The organism is Pseudomonas sp. NPDC087614, assembly GCF_044743485.1.
GTDB classification, from domain to species: Bacteria; Pseudomonadota; Gammaproteobacteria; order Pseudomonadales; family Pseudomonadaceae; genus Aquipseudomonas; species Aquipseudomonas baetica_A.
In genome coordinates this window covers 1-21,743 of the sequence record NZ_JBIUWN010000083.1, presented here as the reverse complement: position 1 = coordinate 21,743, position 21,743 = coordinate 1, and the positions used below count along the sequence as shown (strand labels likewise).

At 58.6% G+C, this 21,743-nt stretch carries 20 protein-coding genes and 1 pseudogene; 6 read left to right on the top strand and 15 right to left on the bottom strand.

Features of this window, described 5'->3' with window-relative positions; genetic code table 11:
* Window positions 1-200: 200 nt before the first annotated feature.
* Window positions 201-2,402, bottom strand: coding sequence for an LTA synthase family protein (locus ACIOWA_RS23525; RefSeq protein WP_401162196.1), 2,202 nt, complete (start codon window positions 2,400-2,402; stop codon window positions 201-203).
* Between the two features lie 406 nt (window positions 2,403-2,808).
* Between ACIOWA_RS23525 and ACIOWA_RS23520 the strand changes: the two genes are divergently transcribed.
* Window positions 2,809-3,825 (top strand): ABC transporter substrate-binding protein, encoded by a 1,017-nt coding sequence (locus ACIOWA_RS23520; protein WP_401162194.1) that lies wholly within the window; start codon window positions 2,809-2,811, stop codon window positions 3,823-3,825.
* 36 nt (window positions 3,826-3,861) lie between these two features.
* On the opposite strand, the gene ACIOWA_RS23515 is transcribed toward ACIOWA_RS23520, so the two are convergent.
* Window positions 3,862-4,059 (bottom strand): helix-turn-helix transcriptional regulator, encoded by a 198-nt coding sequence (locus ACIOWA_RS23515; protein WP_311997406.1) that lies wholly within the window; start codon window positions 4,057-4,059, stop codon window positions 3,862-3,864.
* Window positions 4,056-4,430, bottom strand: coding sequence for a hypothetical protein (locus tag ACIOWA_RS23510; RefSeq protein ID WP_127928539.1), 375 nt, complete (start codon window positions 4,428-4,430; stop codon window positions 4,056-4,058). The genes ACIOWA_RS23515 and ACIOWA_RS23510 overlap by 4 nt, the downstream gene beginning before the upstream one ends.
* 234 nt (window positions 4,431-4,664) lie before the next feature.
* On the opposite strand from ACIOWA_RS23510, the gene ACIOWA_RS23505 reads away from it, so the two are divergent.
* Window positions 4,665-5,162 (top strand): hypothetical protein, encoded by a 498-nt coding sequence (locus tag ACIOWA_RS23505; protein WP_401162191.1) that lies wholly within the window; start codon window positions 4,665-4,667, stop codon window positions 5,160-5,162.
* Window positions 5,163-5,241: 79 nt separating this feature from the next.
* Here ACIOWA_RS23505 and ACIOWA_RS23500 read toward each other — a convergent pair whose 3' ends face one another.
* Entirely contained in the window at window positions 5,242-5,721 is a 480-nt protein-coding gene (locus ACIOWA_RS23500) for a copper chaperone PCu(A)C (RefSeq protein WP_339433752.1), read from the bottom strand.
* Window positions 5,721-6,326 carry an SCO family protein gene (locus ACIOWA_RS23495; protein ID WP_339433753.1) on the bottom strand — a complete coding sequence of 202 codons (606 nt, stop codon included), beginning with the start codon at window positions 6,324-6,326 and terminating at the stop codon, window positions 5,721-5,723. Before ACIOWA_RS23495 ends, ACIOWA_RS23500 begins: the two co-directional genes overlap by 1 nt.
* A gap of 390 nt (window positions 6,327-6,716) precedes the next feature.
* Between ACIOWA_RS23495 and ycaC the strand changes: the two genes are divergently transcribed.
* Window positions 6,717-7,349: an isochorismate family cysteine hydrolase YcaC gene (gene ycaC / locus ACIOWA_RS23490; RefSeq protein ID WP_339433754.1), complete on the top strand. Its 633-nt coding sequence runs from the start codon at window positions 6,717-6,719 to the stop codon at window positions 7,347-7,349.
* Window positions 7,350-7,444: 95 nt separating this feature from the next.
* On the opposite strand, the gene ACIOWA_RS23485 is transcribed toward ycaC, so the two are convergent.
* From ACIOWA_RS23485 to ACIOWA_RS23445, 9 genes and pseudogenes are all read right to left on the bottom strand, one after another.
* Window positions 7,445-9,616 carry an ATP-binding protein gene (locus ACIOWA_RS23485; RefSeq protein WP_401162188.1) on the bottom strand — a complete coding sequence of 724 codons (2,172 nt, stop codon included), beginning with the start codon at window positions 9,614-9,616 and terminating at the stop codon, window positions 7,445-7,447.
* Between the two features lie 124 nt (window positions 9,617-9,740).
* Complete coding sequence (locus ACIOWA_RS23480) at window positions 9,741-11,279, bottom strand: cryptochrome/photolyase family protein (RefSeq protein ID WP_339433756.1); 1,539 nt, start codon at window positions 11,277-11,279, stop codon at window positions 9,741-9,743.
* Window positions 11,280-11,304: 25 nt separating this feature from the next.
* A complete protein-coding gene (locus tag ACIOWA_RS23475) occupies window positions 11,305-11,610 on the bottom strand; it encodes a DUF6482 family protein (RefSeq protein ID WP_401162186.1) in 306 nt (101 codons plus the stop codon).
* A gap of 40 nt (window positions 11,611-11,650) precedes the next feature.
* Window positions 11,651-12,019, bottom strand: a pseudogene (locus ACIOWA_RS23470) (short-chain dehydrogenase); the annotation flags it as partial.
* A complete protein-coding gene (locus tag ACIOWA_RS23465) occupies window positions 12,016-12,558 on the bottom strand; it encodes a DUF3833 domain-containing protein (protein ID WP_339496194.1) in 543 nt (180 codons plus the stop codon). The pseudogene ACIOWA_RS23470 and the gene ACIOWA_RS23465, both read right to left, overlap by 4 nt.
* Before the next feature lie 125 nt (window positions 12,559-12,683).
* A complete protein-coding gene (gene folE / locus ACIOWA_RS23460; protein ID WP_339433759.1) occupies window positions 12,684-13,238 on the bottom strand; it encodes a GTP cyclohydrolase I FolE in 555 nt (184 codons plus the stop codon).
* The gene (locus ACIOWA_RS23455) at window positions 13,235-13,684 is read right to left on the bottom strand and encodes a thiol-disulfide oxidoreductase DCC family protein (protein WP_401162183.1); all 450 of its coding nucleotides are present in this window, start codon (window positions 13,682-13,684) and stop codon (window positions 13,235-13,237) included. Before ACIOWA_RS23455 ends, folE begins: the two co-directional genes overlap by 4 nt.
* Window positions 13,685-13,870: 186 nt before the next feature.
* Window positions 13,871-14,995, bottom strand: a complete 1,125-nt coding sequence (locus ACIOWA_RS23450) for an alkene reductase (protein WP_339466400.1) — start codon at window positions 14,993-14,995, stop codon at window positions 13,871-13,873.
* 115 nt (window positions 14,996-15,110) lie between these two features.
* Window positions 15,111-15,788: a type 1 glutamine amidotransferase domain-containing protein gene (locus tag ACIOWA_RS23445; protein ID WP_339433762.1), complete on the bottom strand. Its 678-nt coding sequence runs from the start codon at window positions 15,786-15,788 to the stop codon at window positions 15,111-15,113.
* A gap of 209 nt (window positions 15,789-15,997) precedes the next feature.
* Between ACIOWA_RS23445 and ACIOWA_RS23440 the strand changes: the two genes are divergently transcribed.
* The 3 genes from ACIOWA_RS23440 (at window position 15,998) to ACIOWA_RS23430 (ending at window position 20,391) form a co-directional block, all read left to right on the top strand.
* Entirely contained in the window at window positions 15,998-16,582 is a 585-nt protein-coding gene (locus ACIOWA_RS23440) for a TetR/AcrR family transcriptional regulator (protein ID WP_339433763.1), read from the top strand.
* 180 nt (window positions 16,583-16,762) lie between these two features.
* Complete coding sequence (locus tag ACIOWA_RS23435; protein ID WP_339433764.1) at window positions 16,763-18,889, top strand: TonB-dependent siderophore receptor; 2,127 nt, start codon at window positions 16,763-16,765, stop codon at window positions 18,887-18,889.
* Window positions 18,890-19,152: 263 nt separating this feature from the next.
* Window positions 19,153-20,391, top strand: coding sequence for an MgtC/SapB family protein (locus tag ACIOWA_RS23430; RefSeq protein WP_401162180.1), 1,239 nt, complete (start codon window positions 19,153-19,155; stop codon window positions 20,389-20,391).
* Between the two features lie 15 nt (window positions 20,392-20,406).
* Here ACIOWA_RS23430 and ACIOWA_RS23425 read toward each other — a convergent pair whose 3' ends face one another.
* Window positions 20,407-21,474: an ArsO family NAD(P)H-dependent flavin-containing monooxygenase gene (locus tag ACIOWA_RS23425; protein WP_401162178.1), complete on the bottom strand. Its 1,068-nt coding sequence runs from the start codon at window positions 21,472-21,474 to the stop codon at window positions 20,407-20,409.
* Window positions 21,475-21,743: the final 269 nt, after the last annotated feature.

Sequence of the window (21,743 nt, the reverse complement as noted above, 5' to 3'; positions counted from 1 at the left end):
GCACTGTGATGTTGAACCCGGATCGGCAGCAGCAGACCGAGAAAAGAGCGGCATAGTTAGACGGCGACGCGACAACAACCTTGAAAAACGCCGGATTCTACGTTACTAAAATTTGATCTTGGATAAAATGCGGGGCGCCGTTATTCGGTGCCCTGCATTTTTACAGGGTGTTTTTCAGGAAAAACATTTGATCAACTGGCCTACTCTACATCACTCTGCGGAACTTCATGCAAAGTGTCTTCTTGCCCCGGCAATTCAGTGATCACACTGAAATCCGTCACTTCAACGGCGCCCAAGCCGTAACCCAGCAAATGGAAAGAAAACGCTTTGCGCTCTTGCGGGTTGTCGAAGCTGAAGTTCATTTCCAGTGGCTGGTCGGCGGTTGCGACCATCTCCGAGGGCAGACCGATCTGCACGTCCTGTTCAAACTCCTTGGCCTTGAGCTGAATGTACGCCGCTTGTTGCGGATCGACTGAACGTACGGTCAGGCGCACGCGCGTGTGCGAGCCTTTGGGCATTTCCAGGTACTGCGCGCCGATCAGGTTGTCGGCCCAGTCATCCTTGATCTGCGCTTGCAGCGGGATGACGTTGCTGCTTCCGAACTGATAGCGATGATTGAGCGGCGTACGCAGCAGCGACAGGTCGAGGGCGTTGGCGCGGGCGGCGATCTGCCGAGCCGGATGACCGCTGTAGTTGCCTTTGTACGTGGCGCTTTCAGCGATGAACCCGGCGCTTTCGTAATAGCGGCAGCGACGTGGCATATCGCACTCGGAAAAAATCCCCTGACCGTTGTGATAGCGCAGCTTGCCGTTGGTGAACGACATGATTTCACGGCCGCTGTCGTAGTCGCGAAACAGCGAGCGGCCGCTCAGCGCGGAAGGCACCGGCAGGTCGAAGTAGTCGAGGATGGAAGTGCTCAGATCGACGTGGCCATACACGCCTTTGTTCAGCCGTGGCAGTTGTGCCTGCTCCGGTGCCAGGGTCAGGTTGAAGCCCCACGAAGAAGCCAGGCGCACGCCGTCGATGCCGTGGGATTCGTCCGAAGTGATCACCACCAGCGTGTCTTTCAGGACGCCCTGGCGTTCGAGGCCGCTGAGGAATTGCTCCAGCGCATCGTCGAGATAACCGACGGCGGCCTGTTTCGGCGTTTCGTAGCGCTCCAGGTATTCCTCGGGCGCGGAGTAGGGCTGATGGGTGCCGACGGTCAGCAGCGTCAGCATCCACGGCTGTTTCTGCTTTTTCAGTTGGCCGACATAATTCAGCGCGCCTTCGAAAAACGCCTTGTCATCCTTGCCCCAAGGGAATTCCAGATAATTGCTGTTGCTGAACCATTCCAGACCGTGCGTCACATCGAAACCAATGTGCGGCATGATCTTGTCTTTGGCCATGAAGCGCAGCCCGGCACCCTGTAGATAGTGGGTGCTGAAGCCGTGTTCGCGCAGTTGCGCCGGCAGGCAGGCCTGATTGCGCTCGTTGAGGGTGAGCATTTCCACGCCTTTGGGCGTGCCGTTGTTGAGTTTGTCGTAATCGCCGCAGAGCATCGCGTACAGACCGCGAATGGTCTGGTGCGTATGCAGCACGTAGTCCGGGGTGTTCATGCCGCGCTCGGCCCAGCGGCTGAGGTTGGGCATCAGGTCTTCCTGATAATGGCTGCCGATCGCCTCGCGGTTGGCGCGGATGTAAGCCCCGGGAATGCCTTCCAGCGCGATGATCAGCACGTTGCGTGCTTGTCCCGGCGCGGCCAGCAGTTTCTGCCCGTTGAGGTCGACGTCGGTGAGTCCGGCCATGGCTGGTGCGGGTTCTTCGACATCGCCGTCCAACCATTCCTCGGCCTGAATCTGCAGATCAGCGACCTCGCTGGCCAGCAATTGGTGTGGCAGGTTGTACTGGCGCCACGGATCCGCTTCGCTCGGCCACAGGTTTTGCGCGCCCCAGTGCGCGGCGAACAACACCAGCGGTGCGCTCCAGGCTACGCGAGGAAGGGGCGGACGCGGCATGCCGCGGTTGGCAATCTGTGTCAGCAACCACAACAGCAGGGCCAATAGCAGAGTGATGCCCAATGCAGGATGGGCCAGCCCGCCACCGGATGAGTTCTCGACGAACTGCGGATCGATCAGGTAATGGATGTCGGAAGGAGTCGGCAGACGACCGACCGCGCTGACCAGTTCCGCGGTCGCCACCGCCAGCAATCCCCAGAACAGCAGCACCGGCAAGGCCAGCCACCACGCCCGGCGATGTAATAACACCACCAGCAGACTGCCGATCGCCAGGTCCGACAAGTAACCCAGCGGTGTCGACCAACCGAGTGCTGCACGCAGGCAAACCGGCACCACCAGCAGCAGAACAATCAGCGAAATGAGGCGGGCATACGGCTGCCGCAACCGGTTAAAAAGAGCACTCACAAAAAGACCTTCCAGCCATTAAATCGTCATAAAAGTGTGCGCGATGATACCAAGGGTGGGCTGTCTGATCGCCCTTTTAAACGCTCAGCTGATGCGCTGGCGTGCGGGCTATTCAAGGTGATGGTGCGTCCGCAGGCCTGACCGGCCCTCGTGTTCCACGGCAATTGGCGATATTGCTGCCGACGGATTTATTGTTTCAGGCTGTTTAAGGTGCCTAACCATCACCGGCATCCAATGTAGGAACTGTGCAACGCTGCGATCGTTTTAAACCTCACAATCAAATGCCCACAGCCCGATTTCGCTCAACAACCCGTGCTATCGATATGCGATAAAGATATTTAATTTCTATTTTTTATAGCGATAAAGTCAGTCCTTTCAGCAAACCACCCCATGCTGCGAGGTTGTCATGGCCACACCGTTCAAACGTTCCGCACTGACTCTGTTGGCCGCCTCCCTGGCCGCGAGTGCGTTGTTCAGCGCCGGCGCTCAGGCCGAAGGCAAGATCAGCATCGCCCAGCAATTCGGCATCGGTTACCTGATTCTCGATGTGGTGCGCGACCAGAACCTCATCGAAAAACACGGCAAGGAGCAGGGCCTCGACATCAAGGTCGACTGGAACAGCATCTCCGGCGCCACCGCGATGAACGAAGCGTTGCTCACCGGATCGCTCGACGTGGTTTCCGCCGGTGTGCCGCCGATGCTCACCGTGTGGGATCGCACCAAAGGCAAACAGAACGTCAAAGCCATCGCCGCGCTGGGTTCGATGCCCAACTATTTGCTGACCAACAATCCGAACATCAAGACGCTCAAGGACTTCTCCGACAAGGACCGGATCGCCGTGCCGGCCGCCGGTGTCGGCTTCCAGTCGCGCACCTTGCAGATCGAAACCGCCAAGGAGTTCGGTGACGCCCAGTACAAGAAGTTCGATGACATCTCAGTCAGCTTGCCGCACCCCGATGCAACGGCGGCGCTGATCGCCGGCGGCTCGGAAATCAACTCGCACTTCTCCAGCCCGCCGTTCCAGTACCAGGCGTTGCAGAATCCCAACGTGCACAAAGTGTTGAGTTCCTACGACGTGCTCGGCGGCCAGGCGACGTTCAACGTGCTCTACACCACAGAAAAATTCCACGACGAAAACCCGAAAACCTACAAGGCGTTCTACGACGCGCTGGCCGAGGCCGAGAAGATCATCAAAGCCGACAAACCGGCGGCGGCTCAGGCTTATATCCGTGTCGAGCAGTCGAAGTTGCCGCTGGCCCTGGTCGAGCAAATCGTCAAGGACCCGGAAATCGATTTCACCGTGGTGCCGCAGCGCACCTTTATCTATGCCGAGAAGTTGCAGGAGCTGGGCGTGCTGAAGAACAAGGCTGAGAGCTGGAAGGATTACTTTTTTGAAGAGGCGCATGGTGGCGCGGGGAGTTGATAGAAAAGGGGCAACGTCTGTTGCCCCTTTTTTCATTCAAGGTTCGCCATCATCAAAAATGTTCTCAATCGGCAGCTCGAACGCCCGGGCAATCTGAAAGGCCAGTGGCAGACTCGGGTCGTAGCGTTCGTTTTCAATCGCGTTGATGGTCTGGCGCGACACGTTCAAGCGTTCCGCCAGATCGACCTGCGACCATTTGCGCTCGGCGCGCAATTCCTTGAGGCGGTTTTTCATTGGTAGCGGCGCCGCGCAATGTGCAGGCCGACAATCCACATCAGCCCCATCACCGGCCACACACACGTCCACGGGATATGTGGGGCGCCAACGTTTTCCAGAAAACCGTAGCTGAAGGTCAACAATGCCGAGGCGGCGAAGGCAAACCCCAATGCTTCGAACTGGATGCGCAAATGCATTTCGTCCATGCGCCGCATATTGCGCACAATGGCCCAGCACATCAGTCCCGCCGGAATGACCGGCGTCAGTGCGACGGCCGAGCGCAGCACGATGGGGGCGTCCATCAGGTATTGCGAGGCAATCAATGAGGCTGTCAGCACCAGCATGTAGATGATTAATGCTGCGCCCAATTCGAGGTAGTAGCGGTTCATTCTTTACTTCCTATGTAAAAGACCCTTTACATGGTCGCCGAAGATTTATCCGATGTAAAGCACGCTTTCCATCATGGCAGGTAGCCTCGAACAGACTCATGCCGGAGGATTTTCGCCTAGGTCAGTAGCTTAAAAGCACACTTTCTGGACGGCGTTATAGCCACTCAGTAGCATTCGAGCCCAACGGATTATGCCTTCGCACGTCGTCCGACGTGGAACGCTCAAGGAATCGACATGCGCGACACCCCCATCGACCAAAAACGGACGGTCGTGACCCAGGTCAACGGCGAAATTCGCTATGAAGCCCAGATCAGTTTCAGCTCCATGTCGCTCGTCGATGGCGACATTCGGGTGCATCGTGCTGAAGGCACTCAGCTAGACATTCCGGTGGCCGGGGCGGACTTCGCTTGGCGCATTGATCTGGATGGGGTGCACAGAGTACCGGTGACGCAGGCAGCGGTTGAACCGGTTGAACCGGTGCGTGCCGATGACAGCTTGAAGTTGTTCACCTCGAAAAACGTGTGGATCACCCTCGGGCTGTGGTTCTTCGTCAGTTCGGTGTTCGGTTGGCTGGGGATTGTGGCGGCAGGCGGATATCTCGGTTACCAGTGGCGTGAGGTGGAAAAGCGCAAGGAACAGTTGGCCAAGGCAACCGTCATCGAAACCGTGACTCGTTCCGGCTCGGGGATGTCACGGAAAAGTGTGCGCAAGGCATTGGCCCGCAAGCGTTAAGTCAGCGCGTATCAAAAACAAAAAAGGGGCGGCCTGATCATCGATCAGGCCGCCCCTTTTTTATTACCGCTCAGTCAGATCAGTGCATTTTGCTGTGATCGTGACCTTCCATGTTGGTCAGCGCGCGTACCGGCGCTTTAACCTCGATGGTTTCTTTCTCGCCCTTGGCGTTCTCAACGGTCAGGGTCAGCGGCACGCTTTCGCCTTCTTTGAGCTGGCCGTTCAGGCCCATCAGCATTACGTGGTAGCCGTTCGGATCAAGCTTGACGGCTTTGCCGGCCGGCAGCTCGACGAACTTCACCGGGCCCATGCTCATGACGTCGTTCTTCATGGTCATTTCGTGGATCTGCACGTCTTTGGCCACGGGCGTTGCGACGCTGAGCAGCTTGCTGTCGCTGTCGGCGGTGAGGGTCATGAACGCGCCACTGGCGGTCTGGGTTGGCACGGTCGCACGTACCCAGGCGTCGTCGACCTTGGTCTGCGCCGAGACCTGAAACGCCAGACCCATCAACGAAAGGGCGAAAACGGTGCGTTTGATGTTGTTCAGAACGGGGTGCATCAGCAAACCTCCATAACAGTTAGCAAATCTTCCGTGCATTCTTCTGCCGAAAGTGAGGTGGACAGTCCCAGGCGCAGTTCGCCGCGCGAGTCGTAGACATAACTGGTGGCGGTGTGCGAGATGGTGTAGGTGTCGCCGGCCGGCACCTTCTCGAAGAACACGTCGAATTCCTTGGCCGTGGCCTTGGTTTCTTCAAGCGTGCCGTACAGCGCGACGAAGGTCGGGTCGAAGGCCTTCATGTAGGCATCGAGAATCTCTGGCGTGTCGCGCTCGGGGTCGAGGCTGATGAAGATCACCTGCAAGCGATCGCCGTCCCGGCCCATGAGTTTTTTGATTTTTGCCGCACGGGCCAAGGTCGTCGGGCAGACTGCCGGGCATTGGGTGAAACCGAAGAACACCATTGGCATCAGGCCGCGAAAGCTCGACAGGGTCATGGTTTCGCCGTCGGTGTTCTTCAGTTTGAAGGTGCGTCCCATGATCTTGTTACTCAGATCCTTGCCGTACTTGTACGACAATTGGCCGCGGGTGTCGCAGCCGGCGAGCAGGCCAAGCCCGAGCACGCCCATTCCCGCAAGCACCTTGCGGCGAGTCAACAAAGCCGTCATCTAATACCGCCTTTTGCAGCCCGTCAGTCGGCAGGACTGGCGGGGGGTTAACCGTAAAAGCGGCGCATCATACCAAACTGAAGGCAGACGCCGGCTGCGGATCGGCGGACAGGGTGTCGCAGGGTGACAAAAGGTGTAAGAAAAAGTGACGAGAGATAGCGCGATAGCCTCCTGCAGATTTGACGTTGCGAGGTCGTCGCTGAGGAGGGGTCCGTGACAGGAGTTCGAATAGATTGGCTCTGTAGTCACCGCCCTTTATCCAATGCCAATTGTCCTTTCTGAGTTGACAGTTAAACGCTTTTCAGCCGATTTATCTCGCCACGGTGCGTCAGTAATCTGTGCCCATCTTGAACGCAACAAGAACCCCCACAACTAAAAAGGAATGCACAGATGAACACTCCAACCTACAACCGCCTCAACAAAGACGACGCCGTAGTGCTACTGGTTGATCACCAGACCGGTTTGATTTCTCTGGTGCAGGACTTCTCGCCGAACGAGTTCAAGAACAACGTGCTGGCGCTGGCCGATCTGGCGAAGTTCTTCCAGTTGCCGACCATCCTCACCACCAGTTTCGAGCAAGGCCCGAACGGTCCGCTGGTACCGGAGTTGAAAGAGATGTTCCCTGATGCGCCTTACATCGCTCGTCCAGGGCAGATCAACGCCTGGGACAACGAAGACTTCGTCAAAGCAATCAAAGCCACCGGTCGCAAACAGATCATCATCGCCGGTGTCGTGACGGATGTGTGCGTAGCGTTTCCGACCCTGTCGGCGCTGGCGGAGGGGTTTGATGTGTTCGTGGTGACTGATGCGTCCGGCACGTTCAACACCACCGTGCAACAAGCCGCGTGGAGTCGCATGACCCAGGCCGGCGCGCAGATGATGAACTGGTTCTCGGTGGCCTGTGAGCTTCACCGCGACTGGCGCAACGACATTGAAGGCCTGGGTCATTTGCTGTCGCAGCGGATTCCGAACTACCGCAATTTGATGAATGGCTATGCGGCGCTGACGGCTCAACAGAAGTAAGCGAGCCGCGTCACACGAAAAGCCTGCCCTGAAAAGCAGGCTTTTTACGTCGCTACAAATTATTGCGGCACTTCAGAAGAATGTTCGCGACAGCTTCATTCAACGTTAGCCGACATCAGGCTAACGACGCGCGAAACGAGGGTGTCGATCGCAAACGGCTTGGTCAACACCTGCATTCCCGGCCCGAGTTGAGTGTTGCCAATGACGGCATTTTCGGCATAGCCGGTGATGAACAAGGTTTTCAGTTCAGGCCTCATTGCCCGGCCCGCATCGGCCACCTGTCGTCCGTTCATGCCACCCGGTAATCCGACATCGGTGATGAGCAAGTCGATTTTCGCAGTGGAGCGTAATGCTTCGAGTCCTTCGACGCTGTCGGCGGCTTCCAGCAGGTTATAACCGAGTTCGCCCAGCACGTCGCAAAGCAACATGCGCACGGAGGGTTCGTCGTCGACAATCAGAATTGTCCCGCCTGACTTGGCAAGAGGCGTTGTCGCGTTGCGCGTGGCATCCTGATTTGCCCGCGTTTCGCCACAGTACCTTGGCAGGTAGAGACTCATCGTGGTGCCTTGGCCCTCTTGTGAATGTACTCGCACCTGACCGCCGGATTGCTTGGTGAATCCGTAGATCATCGACAGCCCCAGGCCGGTGCCCTGGCCCAAAGGCTTGGTGGTAAAAAACGGGTCGAAGGCTTTGGCGATGACCTCGGGCGTCATGCCTGTGCCGGTATCAGTGACACACAGGGACAAGTACTCGCCTTCGGGCATGTCCTGCGCGCGGGCCGACGCCGAGTCCATTGTGCGATTGGCCGTCTCGACCGTGATACGCCCGCCATCAGGCATCGCATCGCGGGCGTTGATGCACAGATTCAGCAGTGCGTTTTCCAGTTGACTGGCATCGACCAGGGTCGGCCAGAGTTCGGGCGCCGCGACAGTCTTCAAGCGGATGGCGGGGCCGACGGTGCGCTGGATCAATTCGGTCATGCCGAGGATCAGGGAATTGACATCCGTCGGCCGTGGATCAAGCGTCTGGCGTCGCGAGAAGGCCAGCAATCGATGGGTCAGGGCCGCCGCACGTTTGGTGGCGCCTTGGGCGGTGACCATGTACTTATCGACGTCTTTCAGACGGCCTTGGGCGATGCGCTTTCCCATTAATTCCAACGCCGCCGAGATACCGGCCAGCAGGTTGTTGAAATCATGGGCCAAGCCCCCGGTCAGTTGTCCAACCGCTTCCATCTTCTGCGACTGGCGCAGTTTTTCCTCGGTTTGCATGAGTTCGGCTGTGCGCGTCGATACGCGTTGTTCCAGTGTGTCGTTGAGCGCGCGCAACGCGGCGTTGGCCCGGTCGCGTTCGGCCTCGACGTTGCGTCGTTCCTCAACATTGATGAGTACGCCGGGAAATCGCAGCGGGGTGCCGTCATCGGCGCACTCGACGCGTCCGTTGGCCTCGATCCAGTTGTATGTTCCGTCTGCGCGGCGCACACGATACTGATGGGAGTAGGCGCCGCCCCGGGCAATTGCTTCGTTGATCGCGGCCGTAAGCCCGTCCCGGTCATCGGGGTGTACGGTCATCACGACTTGCTCCAGGCTCAGACCGGTGCGGCCCAACGCGGGATCAAGGTCAAAAATCCTGGCAAAGGACTCATCCATGGTGAAGCAATCTGTCGGCAAGTCCCAATGCCAGGTGCCAATAATAGCCCCGGCGGCGAGGGCCAGTTGCACGCGCTCGACGTTTTCACGCGCGACCGCCTCGCTGATCCGCAGGCGCTCCTCGGCGTCTCGGCGTTGGGTGACGTCGCTGAAGAAAATCGCGATTTGTCGATCGGCAGGATCGCCGACACGCACGGCGCGAACATCGAACCAGCGTTCAAAGGTATTGGCGTAGTTTTCGAAGTTGGCCGGCTCGCCGGTCTTGGCCACGTGCCCGTAAGTCTCGAACCAGAAACTCTCCAGGTTGGGGGCGAACTCGGTCACCCATTTACCCCGCAGGTTGACGCCGCATTGACGTTCGAACGCAGGGTTGGCCTCGACGAAGTAGTAGTCGACGGGGCGATCGTCAGCGTCGAATTTGACTTTGACGATCGCGAACGCGGCCTCGATGGTTTCCAGGATGGTGCTGAAACGCGCCTCGCTACTGGCAAGCGCCGCTCGGCTGGCGGCAAGCTGGGCGGCCATATCCGGTGATGCTGCTGCGCTGCTCTCCAGAAGCAGGCGCAGACGCATGACCTCTGTCTCAAGCGCCTCGCGAGTAAGTTGCTTCAGAGTTTCCACCAAGGGCGCCTTCTTGATTTTTGTGTGAGTTCATTCAACGCGGCTCAAACGTACACCGGGAATCCTCACATTGACCTGTCACCGGGTGTTTAAGTTGCACCCGCACGGGGAAGGACGCCGGGTTTTATAGCGGCTCGCCACGATCCAGTGTGTCGAGCAGTTTCTGCCCCCGCTGCCAAAGCGCTTGTTGCTTGTCTTGCGGCATGCGGTCGAGGTTTCTGTACATCATGCTCATGCGCTGATTACCGCGTAGAAGATCGCCGTGGCGCATCAGGAAATGCCAGTACAGCGCATTGAAAGGGCAGGCGTTGTCAGCCGTGCTTTCGCTGACTTTGTAAGCACAGCCGCGACAGTAGTCAGACATTCGATTGATGTACTGGCCACTCGCGCAGTAAGGCTTGGAGCCGAGATAGCCACCGTCAGCGTGCATGACCATGCCCAGGGTATTGGGCAGTTCCACCCAGTCGAACGCGTCCATGTAGATCGCCAGGTACCACTCGCAGATCTGGCTCGGCGCGATGCCAGTGAGCAAGGCAAAATTGCCCGTGACCATGAGCCTCTGGATGTGGTGGGCATAGGCATGTTCGAGGCTTTGACCGATTGCCTGGCGCATGCAGTTCATCTGCGTTTCGCCCGTCCAGTAGAACGCCGGCAAGGCCCGGTGGTTACCAAATGAATTACCTTGGGCATAGTCAGGCATCTTCAGCCAGTAAACCCCTCGCACATATTCCCGCCAGCCGATCAATTGCCGAATGAACCCCTCGGCTGCATTCAATGGGATGCGGCCAGACCTGTAAGCCGACTCAACGTCGCTGCACAGTTGACGTAAATCCAACAGACCGATATTGAGCGCTGCGCTGATCCGCGCATGGAACACAAAGGGTTCGTCGCTGGCCATGGCATCCTGGTAATCGCCGAACCCGGCCAGACCATAGTCCAGAAAGTAATCCCATAAGGCTTGGGCGTCGGCATGTGTGACCGGATAGTTGAAATTGTCCAGAGAGCCGTAGTGGCTGCTGAAGCGCTCTTTGACCAGTGCAAGCACGTCGCGAGTGATGGCGTCGCCGGAAAACCGCGCCGGGTAGGGCGCTTTCACTCCTTTGGGCAAGGCTTTGCGGTTTTCGGCGTCAAAGTTCCACGCGCCACCGACCGGCGTACCGTCGCCATTGATCAATAAACCGCTCTTGCGGCGCATCTCGCGGTAGAAAAACTCCATGCGCAGCTGTTTTTTGCCGGCCGCCCACGCGCTGAACTCAGCGCGACTGCACAGAAAACGCGTGTCGGCATGCCAGTCAATGGCTGAGCCGCATTCCTTGAGAGACTGTTCGAGGCGCCAGTCGCCGCATTCGGTGACGTGCAGTTCGTCCGCTTGTAGCAGGTCCTGCCAGCGGCGTAATTCCCCCGGTACCGATCCGCTGTTGTGCGGGGCATCAAGGGTGACGTACTCGACACGCACGCCTCTGGCCTGCAGCGCCTGGGCGAAATGACGCATGGCGCTGAAGATCAGCGCGATCTTCTGCGGATGATGAGGCACATGGCTGGCTTCTTCCATCACCTCGACCATCAGTACCGCATCCCGTTCGGGATCGAGCCCTTGCAATGAGGCCAGATCAAACGACAGTTGATCGCCGAGGATCAGGCACAGGCGATTGACCTTGTTCATTCGGGGCAGCCCACCAGCGTTCGGTTCATAAAGGAGGTGTCAGCGAAAAAGGCAGGCGCAGTTCCTCGACAGGGCCTGTGTCCCAGCCGCACATTTCGTCGTGCACGCATTGCTGCACCAACACGCAGGGAAAGGCCGGAACGGTTTGCAACAAGTCACGCAGATGAGTGATTGAACGTAGACGCATGGGTTTGGCGGTATCGTCCAGCAAGGTGAATTGGCCTTGATCCATGCGGATGCGTGCCAGATAGAAACCACCTTCGAGCGACAGCAGTTCCAGTTCCCGTACTTCGCTGTTGGCGGCGTGCTCGGTGAGGGTTTGCAGATTCATGAATCACTCCTTGCCTACCACGGTAGGCGTTCTCCGTCGTAGGCAAAGAAAGGCGCAAGACCATCGCCGGTCCCAGCGTGTTCACTTGAAACACGGCCTGCAGCGCGGCGTCTTCCATGGCGCTGTAACTTTTTTCCGGTTTGAGGGGCGCGCGATGCAGCAGGCCCGCAGCATGCACGATCAACTGGTACGGCGCTTCTTTGGCCAGTTCGGCGGCGGCGCTGGCGATTGTCTCGGGCTGTTCCAGGTCAAGTGCGGGATCGGTCTTGCGCCCCAGTTCCCGCACACTTGCACACCGTGGGTCGTGTTTGAGCCACTCACAGAAGGCTGTGCCGAGTGCGCCGCTGGCGCCGATCACCAGGGCGCGGTAGCCGTCGCCCAGGGAGGTCATGGTGAGCGAATCACTCATTGGTTTTCTCCCCCGGACTGGCGGCGGAAGAACAATGTCACCTGGCCGATCTCGACACCGAACTTGGACATGCGGGTGCGATTGATCAGCGTGTCCTCGTCCATCTGGTACATCCAGTCGTCCATGTTCACTTCATAAACGGAGCCATCGACCGGGAGGCTCAGGACATAGCGCCAACGTAATGCGTTGCCGGCCACTTCACCTTTGGCCTCGCCCACGACATCGCCAGCGCGACCGCGCCAATGGCCTGCACCTTCTGGCGTCAGGGTCCAGACGCGCCGCTCGCGAGTGCCATCGCTGTAGACGAAACGCTCGTCGAGAATCAGGTCATGACCCTGGCGATGACTCTGGATATTGACCTCAAAGCGTTTGACAACCTCGCCTGAGCGCTTTTGAAACATGCCCCAGGCTTTGACAGGTTTGCTGAAGAAATGCTCCAGGTTCAGGGCCGGTTGCTGGTCGGCATAGCGACCGACATCGACGCTGCCGCAGCTCGTGACGCTTAACACCAATGCCAGTACAACCAAAAAACGGGCCATTGCTTTACTCCCTGAAGACACGGGTGAAGGTGGAGAACACCCCTTTGAAAAGGCTTGTACAGATACCTATGCGTGTACAGGTTTGTCGGCGCATTTGATTCGACAAACCGACAACAAAGTCACTGTCATCGGCTGATCAGTTGAAGGAACTCCTGGCGTGTACTGGAGGACTTTCGAAAGGCACCGAGCATGACCGATGACGTCATGACCGAATTCTGCTTTTCCACACCGCGCATCATCATGCACATGTGCCTGGCTTCAATGACCACGGCCACACCAGCCGCGTCGGTAATTTGCTGGATCGCGTCGGCGATCTGTCGTGTCAGGTTTTCCTGGATCTGCAAGCGGCGCGCGAACATGTCGACCACTCGGGCCACTTTCGACAGCCCCAAGACCCGGCCAGTCGGTATGTAGGCCACATGGGCCTTGCCGATGAAGGGCAGCATGTGGTGTTCGCACAACGAGTAGAGCTCAATGTCGCGAACGATGACCATTTCATCGTTCTGTGACTCGAACAACGCGCCATTGATGATTTCTTCGAGATTCATCGTGTAGCCGTCGCACAGGAACTGCATGGCTTTGGCTGCGCGCTTGGGCGTGTCTCGAAGTCCTTCGCGGTCGGGGTTTTCACCGACGCCGAGAAGAATTTCACGGTAGTGACTGGCTAATGATTGAGTCATTCGGATTTCTCGCGGCGTTGCGGCTGGATAAGAGTGCGACAACTGCTGTGGCCGTCGTGACAACGCCGGCTGCCGTCAGGGTGAGGCAGCCACGCCAAGTGAGGGCGCAAGTGGCAGAACAGGCGATATGCAATGGCAAACAAAGGACGGGTCAAACGCCAGCTCAGGGGTGCAACCCAGATCCCAAGCCCTGCGGCTCGCCAGCTCCATAGCGTGGCGTCGAGGCCTTTTACCCAGCATCCATCGTCGAATCTTGCATGCAGTGAGGATTGCATTTGCGTAAGCGTGAAGCCCAGAGCGGCTGGATCGAAGTCCTCAGGGCTAAGGTCAACCAAGCGCAGTCGTGTTTCGACCGCATGTTGGCGCAACAGCTTGATTTCTCGCGCACAGAGTGGGCATTCACCGTCAAAGTAAAGCGTTAATGGCCACGGCTCTGAGTTGTACATTGCGGCCTGCCTTGTATAGGTTTTTTACAAAGATAGGCCGAAAAAATCGAGCTGACAATGGAGCGACGCTCTTTTTGTGAAGATGGGAAGACGTTACATCCAGTCGCCTCTGAGGGTGGGAGACGGATTGGGTGGCGTAACGCAGCACTCCCGCAGGAGCGGGAGCACTTTGTCGAGATCCTTGCGTCAGGCGACGTATGCCGGGTAATCCACATACCCTTCGGCATTGCCGCCATACACCGTGGCCGGGTTCAACGCATTCAACGGCCAGTCGTTGGCGATTCGCGCAGGCAGGTCCGGGTTGGCCATGAACGGCCGGCCGAAGGCGACAAAATCCGCCAGGCCGCAATCGAGCAATTTCGCACCCGACTCAGGGTTGTAACGCCCGGCATAAATGATTGCGCCGCTGAAGGTATCGCGCACCGCCTGGCGAAAGGTCTCTGGCATGGCTGGCGCATTGTCCCAATCCGCTTCGGCGATGGACAGATAAGCGATGCCCACGTCTTGCAGCACCTTGATGGCCTCAATGTAAGTCGTGTGTGGATCTTCCTCGACCATGCCCAGGTAAGTCCGCGCTTCATCGGTGGTGGTGAACAATGGCGCGAAACGCACGCCAACCTTTTCCTTGCCGATGCACTCGGCGACGCCGGACACCACCTCACGCAGAAAACGCAGGCGGTTGTGCAGCGAACCACCGTACTGATCGGTGCGCAGGTTGCTATGGGCGGAGATGAACTGGTTGACCAGATAACCATTGGCGCAGTGCAGTTCGATACCGTCGAATCCGGCTTGCATCGCATTACGCGCCGCCTGGATGTAGAGCTGCACGAGCTCCTGGACTTCGTCGGTGGTCAGGGCGCGCGGGGTAGACGGCGCCACCAGTTCGCCGGCGCCAGGCGTGGTTTCGATGAACACACTGACCCGGTCAGTGGCCACGGCGGAGGCTGATACCGGCGCATCACCGTTGGGCTGCAACGCGATGTGGGAAACGCGACCGACGTGCCAGAGTTGGGCGAAAATCACGCCGTCACGGGCATGCACGGCTTCGGTGACTTTGCGCCACCCGGCGATTTGCTCGGCGGTATGGATACCCGGTGTCCAGGCATAACCCTGACCACGGGGTTCGATCTGGGTGCCTTCGGTGACGAGCAAACCAGCCCCGGCACGCTGTTGGTAATACTCGGCCATCAATTCATTGGCGACGTTGCCCGGTTGGGTACTGCGCTGGCGGGTGAGCGGTGGCAGGACGATGCGGTTTTTCAGGGTGTGAAGGCCCAGTGTGGCGGGCGTGAAGAAACTGCTGTGGTGCATGGAGGTGACCTTGATAAATGAGTGCGATCCGATCGCTTATTAGACCAGTCGACTATTGGCTGAATGAAAAAAAACACCGTGCATCACGCACACGGTGTTCGGATCTGTAAAAGAATCAGCCGAGCATTTTCAGCAGTTTCTCGGCCACAGCGGCGGAGCTGGCCGGATTCTGCCCGGTGACCAGTTGCCCATCAGCCACCACATACACCTGCCAGTCGGCGGCTTTGGTGTAGCGCCCGCCCAGACGCTGAAACTCGTCTTCGATCAAGAACGGCACCACATCCGTCAGGCCGACCGCGGCTTCTTCGGAATTGGTGAAACCGGTCACTTCGCGATTCTGGATCAGCGGTTTGCCATCCGCGGCAACGACGTGACGCAGCACGCCAGGTGCGTGGCAGACAAAACCATGGGGTTTGTTGCTGCGGTCGAAGGCTTCGATCAACGCGATCGAGTGTTTGTCTTCGGCCAGATCCCAGAGCGGGCCGTGGCCACCTGGGTAGAACACGGCATCGAAATCATCAGCGCTGACATCGGCCAGGCGCCCGGTGTTGGCCAGAACCTGTTGAGTGGCCGGGTCATTGCGAAAACGCTCGGTTTCAGCCGTTTGTGCATCAGGCTCATCACTTTTCGGATCAAGCGGCGGCTGGCCGCCAGCGGGTGAAACCACGGTGATCTGTGCGCCGGCATCTTTGAAGGCGTAGTAGGGCGCGGCGAACTCTTCGAGCCAGAAGCCGGTCTTCTTACCAGTAGTGCCAAGTTGATCGTGGGAAGTCAGAACCATCAGGATTTTCATAAAGCACCCTTGCGTTGATCAGGTGTTATCGAAGCGCGACGGATTCGCACGTTGTGGACACCCGTTGATGTTTGTCGGGGCACAGCATAGGTTTCAATTAGACCAGTCGTCTAGTGTTTTTTTTGCCATGGGTTTTTATCGCTCGGGTATGGCAAACTCTCGCCTCCGTGAAATATACGACTGGTCTATTGTTTGGTAATTTGCGCCCCATGAAACCGACCTACGACGACACCCGCCAGCATTTGCTCGATACCGGCCACCGGATGATGGCCGAGAAGGGCTTCACCAGCGTTGGCCTCAACGAAATCCTGCAAACCGCAGGCGTGCCCAAGGGCTCGTTCTATCACTACTTCAAATCCAAGGAACTCTACGGCCAGGCGCTGCTTGAGGACTACTTTGTCGGCTACCTGGCCGATATGGAGCGGCGCCTGACACTGCCGGGCCTGAGTGCCTATGAACGGCTGATGGATTACTGGCAGGGCTGGCAGAATCGCTGCACCCTCGAAGGGCACGGCGACGAGTGTCTGGTGGTAAAACTCAGTGCGGAGGTTGCCGATCTGTCCGAGTCGATGCGCCTGACGCTGCGTGATGGCGCCGAGCAAGTGGTGGCGCGCATTACCCTGTGCATCGAGCAGGGCCAGGCCGAACAGAGCCTGCCTGAGGGCGATGCGCGTCAGTTGGCGGAAACGCTGTATCAACTGTGGTTGGGGGCCAGTTTGCTGAACAAACTGCAACGGACGGGGCAATCGTTGAACACCTCGATGGCGACCACCAGGCAGTTGCTCGGTAGTTGACATCGGCAACCTGAGGGATGCTGGCGAAGAACGTTAGAACGTTGTGTGCTTTTGGCGAGGTGAAATTACGCGCATAAGCGAATGGGAATACGTTTCAATTGCAGAATTTCCGGTATACCATGCGTCGCGGTTTGCTGGCCGTTTTGCCCTTCGTTTTTGCCTATCCGTAAGGTTTTCCTCATGCGTCGAACTCTGCTTTCCATCTGTGTGCTGCAGGCGTTGTCCCCTTATTCCTGGGCTGAGCAAGCCAATTCCGGCGCTTCAGCGCTTGAGCTGGAGGCAACCGACGTGGTTGGCACGGCAGATTACGAGCGGGCAGACGGCCCGGTACAGGGTTATCGCGCAACGCGTTCCGCCAGTGCCACGCGTACCGACACCTCGATTCATGACATACCGCAATCCATCAGCGTGGTGTCGAAGGACGCCGTTGAAGACATCGGCGCCACCCGTCTGCAAGACGCATTGGATTACGCCGGCGGCGTAGGGCGGGCGAACAATTTTGGTGGCCAGGGTCTGACCACGTTTACGGTGCGCGGTTTTACCACCGGTGAGTTCTATCGCAATGGTTTCCCGATCAATCGCGGTTATCCGAACATGCCGGATGCCAACATTATCGAGCGTCTGGAGGTTCTTCGCGGGCCGGCAACCATGCTGTATGGCCGAGGCGATCCTGGCGGTACGTTCAATGTCGTTTCCAAGCAGCCGCTCGCCGAGCCCACGGTCACATTGGGTAGCCAGTTGAATGACCAAGGCATGAAGCGCGGCACGCTGGACGCTTCCGGTCCGCTGGATGAAGAGGGGCGACTGGCCTATCGGCTCAATGTGGTGGGCGAGGGTGGCGATACGTTCCGTGATCACGTTGAAACCGAGCGCTATGGTGTGACGCCGGTTCTCACCTGGCAGGCGACCGATGCGACGCGGGTGATTTTCGAAGGCGATTTCATGCGCAACAATCATCCGCTGGATCGTGGCGTAACGCGCTACGCCAGGCAAATCGGCACCGCGTCGCGCGACACGTTCTTTGGCGAAAAAGACGCCGGCAAGTTGCACAACGATAACAACATGGCGCAACTGCGTTTCGAACACATTCTCAACGACGACTGGACGTTGGGCGGGGGCTTCCAGTGGCTGGAGGGTACGTTGCAGGGCAATGCGATCGAGGCCAATGGCATTGCAGCTGACGGTCGAACCCTGGGGCGCAATTTCAACTACCGCAAGCTGGAGTGGACAGACAAGGACACCCAGCTCAACCTGACCGGCCACTTCACCACCGGTGGTTTGCAGCACACGTTGCTGACCGGCATCGAATACGAAGACTACGACTACAATTCGATCATCCAGCGTTCCAGTGGCGCAGTGGGTGCCTATGCGATCGACATCTTCAATCCTGTCTACGGCCAGCCACGCCCGGCGTTGACCCGAACCCCGACCCACGACAAAGAAAACCTCAAGACCTACGCCGCGTTTGTGCAGGACCAAGTGGCACTGACCGAACGACTCAAGGTACTGGCCGGGGCGCGTTTCGAGCGTTTCGAACACGACTACGAAACCTATGTGCCCGGCGCTAAAAGCTGGCAGGCCAGTGATAACGCGGTGACGCCGCGCATCGGTTTGACCTACGACCTGACCGACACCGTTGCGGTCTACGCGGACACTGCGCGCTCGTTCAAACCCAACACCGGCGCCAGTCGACAGGGTGGTGGCTTTGAGCCGGAGAAAGGCAAGTCCTATGAAATCGGGTTGAAGTGGGAGGCACTGGAGCAGCAGTTGAGCGTCGATGCGGCGATCTATCAGATCGAGAAACGCAACGTGTTGACCACCGACCCTGTGGACTCGACGTTCAGTGTGGCCGCCGGCCAAGTGCGTAGCCGTGGCCTGGACGTGAACGTCGCCGGCAACCTGACCCCCGAATGGCGTGTCATCGGCGGATATGCCTATGTTGATGCCGAGGTGACCAAGGACAACGTGATTCGTTCCGGTACACGACTGGTGAACATCCCGAAAAACAGCTTCAGCCTGCTCAACGTTTATGAATTCCAGGACGGCGCCCTCAAAGGGCTGGGTCTGGGAACGGGGCTCAAGTACGTCGATGAGCGCGCCGGACAAACCGCCAACACCGCTTTCTCGATGGACAGCTACACCGTTGTCGATTTGCTCGGCTACTACAAAGTCAATGACAAGGTGCGGCTCAACCTCGACGTGAAGAACCTGTTTGACCGCGATTACGAAGAGGGCGCGTTCGGCAACGTCTACGCCTACCCGGGGGCGCCACGAACGGTGCAAGTCGGGATCGCCTATACCTTGTAGAACGTCGTGTTGGGCGCCGGCGGTTTGAGGATCGGCAATGTCGCCAGCGATAGTCAGAGATCGACATCCTCCAACGGTTGACCGTTATCAACCTTTGCTCCGTCGCACTGGCGCAGTCTTGGGTCCATGCTGAACTCAGGCGAATGCACATGGGCATATTCCCTCGATAGTTCGCTGCGAAATGCTGCACCCTGCAACGAAACGACGCGCGGGGGTGTGCTACCGGATTGAAAGGGCTCAATACTCACTCGGACGGGGACGCTATGAATGAAACCCTTGGCATGACCGGTGCGGCGGCAGCGCTGGGGATCGGCATGCTCGTCGGTCTGGAGCGCGAACGGCACAAGGGCGAAGGGGCCAGCCGAGCCTTCGCCGGCTTGCGCACGTTCGCCATTACGGCGTTGCTGGGGTACGTGGCGATGCAGGTCGGTGGTGGTCTGCTGCTAGGGATCGTGGCGATCTGTTTAGCTCTGCTGATCACCGTGGCGTACTGGCGCAGCCTGAGCGACGACCCGGGCGTGACCAGTGAAGTGGCGTTGCTCGCGGTGTTGATATTGGGGGCCTTGTGTGGCACCGCGCCGGAACTGGCCATTGCCATAGGCGTGGTGATCGCGGGGCTACTGACGTACCGCCAGAAACTGCATTACTTCGCCAATAGCCAGTTGACCGAAGCAGAAATGCGCGATGGTCTGGTGCTTTTGGTCGTCGCACTGGTGGTATTGCCTTTGGCTCCGGACCGTTTCATCGGCCCCTACGGCGCGATCAATCTGCGCACCATTTGTACCCTGACCGTGATGCTGATGGCGGTCGGGGCCTTGGGTCATATAGCCGTGCGTAACCTGGGCACCCATTACGGCTATGCGGTCAGTGCCATCGCCTCCGGATTTGCTTCCAGCACCGTGACCATCGCCTCCATGGGACACCTGGTCACCAAGGAGCCGCAAAACATCAAAGTCCTGGCGGCGGCCGCGATTTTGTCCAATCTGGCCACTGTCGTTCAGGTCGGTTTGATCCTGGCGGCGGTCGACACCGCTCTGTTACGTCACATGTGGGCGCCGCTGTTAGGCGGTTTCGCCGCCACAGCGTTGTACGGCGTGTGCCTGATGTTTCCCAGGCCTGACGCCCGCGCCAACCAACCGATCAAGGTTGGAGGTGCGTTTAACCTCAAGCTGGCCTTGGTCGTGACGTTGACCCTGACGGGCATCACCTTGTTGTCGTCGGTCATGCTCAACCTCTTTGGTGAGGTGGGTGTGATGTTGACGGCCACGTTTACCGGTTTCGCTGACGCACACGCTTCAACGGCATCAATCGCCGCGTTGGCCGAATCCGGCCAGTTGCCGCTTGAGGCCATTGCTGGCCCTGCGCTGATCGCTGTCAGTAGCAACTCGGTGAGCAAGTGTGTGGTGGCGTGGGTCAGTGGCGGCCGACGGTTCGCCGCGTATGTGATTCCCGGCCAGGCAGGGTTGACGCTGGCGATGTGGGCGGGTGTCTGGCTGCAATGACAACGCCTCGCGTGTTCACTGCTCCCTTAAAAATCTGTCAATCTGCTCAACGGTACTGCGCGCCGTACGGGTGACACCGATCAGTGTCGCGGATGCGGCGCCTGTCCAGTCTCCGTAACCCACCAACCACAAGCGCGGCTCCTGGATCGAACGCGTGCCTTCGACGGCCACACGCCCGTCGGCGGTACAGACGCCCAGTGACTCCAGATAGCCGAGGGCAGGGCGGAAACCGGTGCACCAGATCACCGCATCGACCGGTGTTTGCGAGCCATCAGCCCACGTCACGCCGGTTTCGGTGAAGCCCAGGAAAGGCCGAACCGCGTGCAGTACGCCGCGCTCCCGGGCTTCGACGACTGGCGGCACCATCACAATGTCACCCAAGCCACCCACCGGTTGCTCCACGACGATGCCCGCGAGTTGGGCTTTCCAGCGTTCTGTGGCGCGCTCGAACAGCACCCGTCCATCGACGTCATCAGCCAGAAATTGCGGGGGCTGCTGGGTGATCCATATGGCGTCGGCCACCAGGGACACTTCCGCGAGGATCTGTGCGCCGGAGTTACCACCACCCACCACCAGAACTTTTTTTCCGGCGAATGGCTTGGCGTCAACGTAGTGAGCCGAATGCAGTTGTTGGCCGGTAAAGGTCTCACTGCCGGGGTAATGTGGCACGTAGGGATGACGCCAGGTGCCCGTTGCGCTGACGACCGCGCGCGCCAGCCAACTGCGGCCCTGGGCCTTTACGTGGAGGCGATCGGCCCAGCGCTCAACGGCGTTTACCCAAAAGGGGCGTTCGGTAGGGAATTGGTAGCGTTGCTCATACTGGCGCAGATAATCCAGTACGTGGTCGCGGCTCGGATAACCGTCCGTGACCGGCGGCATCATCCAGCCAGCGATGGAACTCCAGGTCGAGGGTGAAAACAGTCGTAACGAGTCCCAGCCATGCCGCCAGGCGCCGCCCGGCGCGTCTTCAGCGTCGATGATGACAAAGGAACGTCCGGTTCGGCGCAGAAAGTAAGCGACGGCAAGTGCGGACTGGCCTCCGCCGATAATCGCGACATCCACTTCAGGGCGGTTGGCAAGCATGTGCAATCCTCAAGTCGGCGAGAGTCTGGCTACGTTAACCCATCCGAATCGCGGTGTTGTTGACGTTTCTCAAGGGATGCGCACATCGGAGACAAAAACGAGGCCGATGGTCGTAAGTAGGAGGTGTGACTCCTGCGGGGGAGACAACTGAGCGGAAAATCCAGAATGATTGAAGTGCGCAACTTCTTGCGCACTCAAATGTGGATAACCGTGTGGACACATCCCTACAGCCCACGTAATCCGTTCTGTACAGACGAGTGCGCAACTTC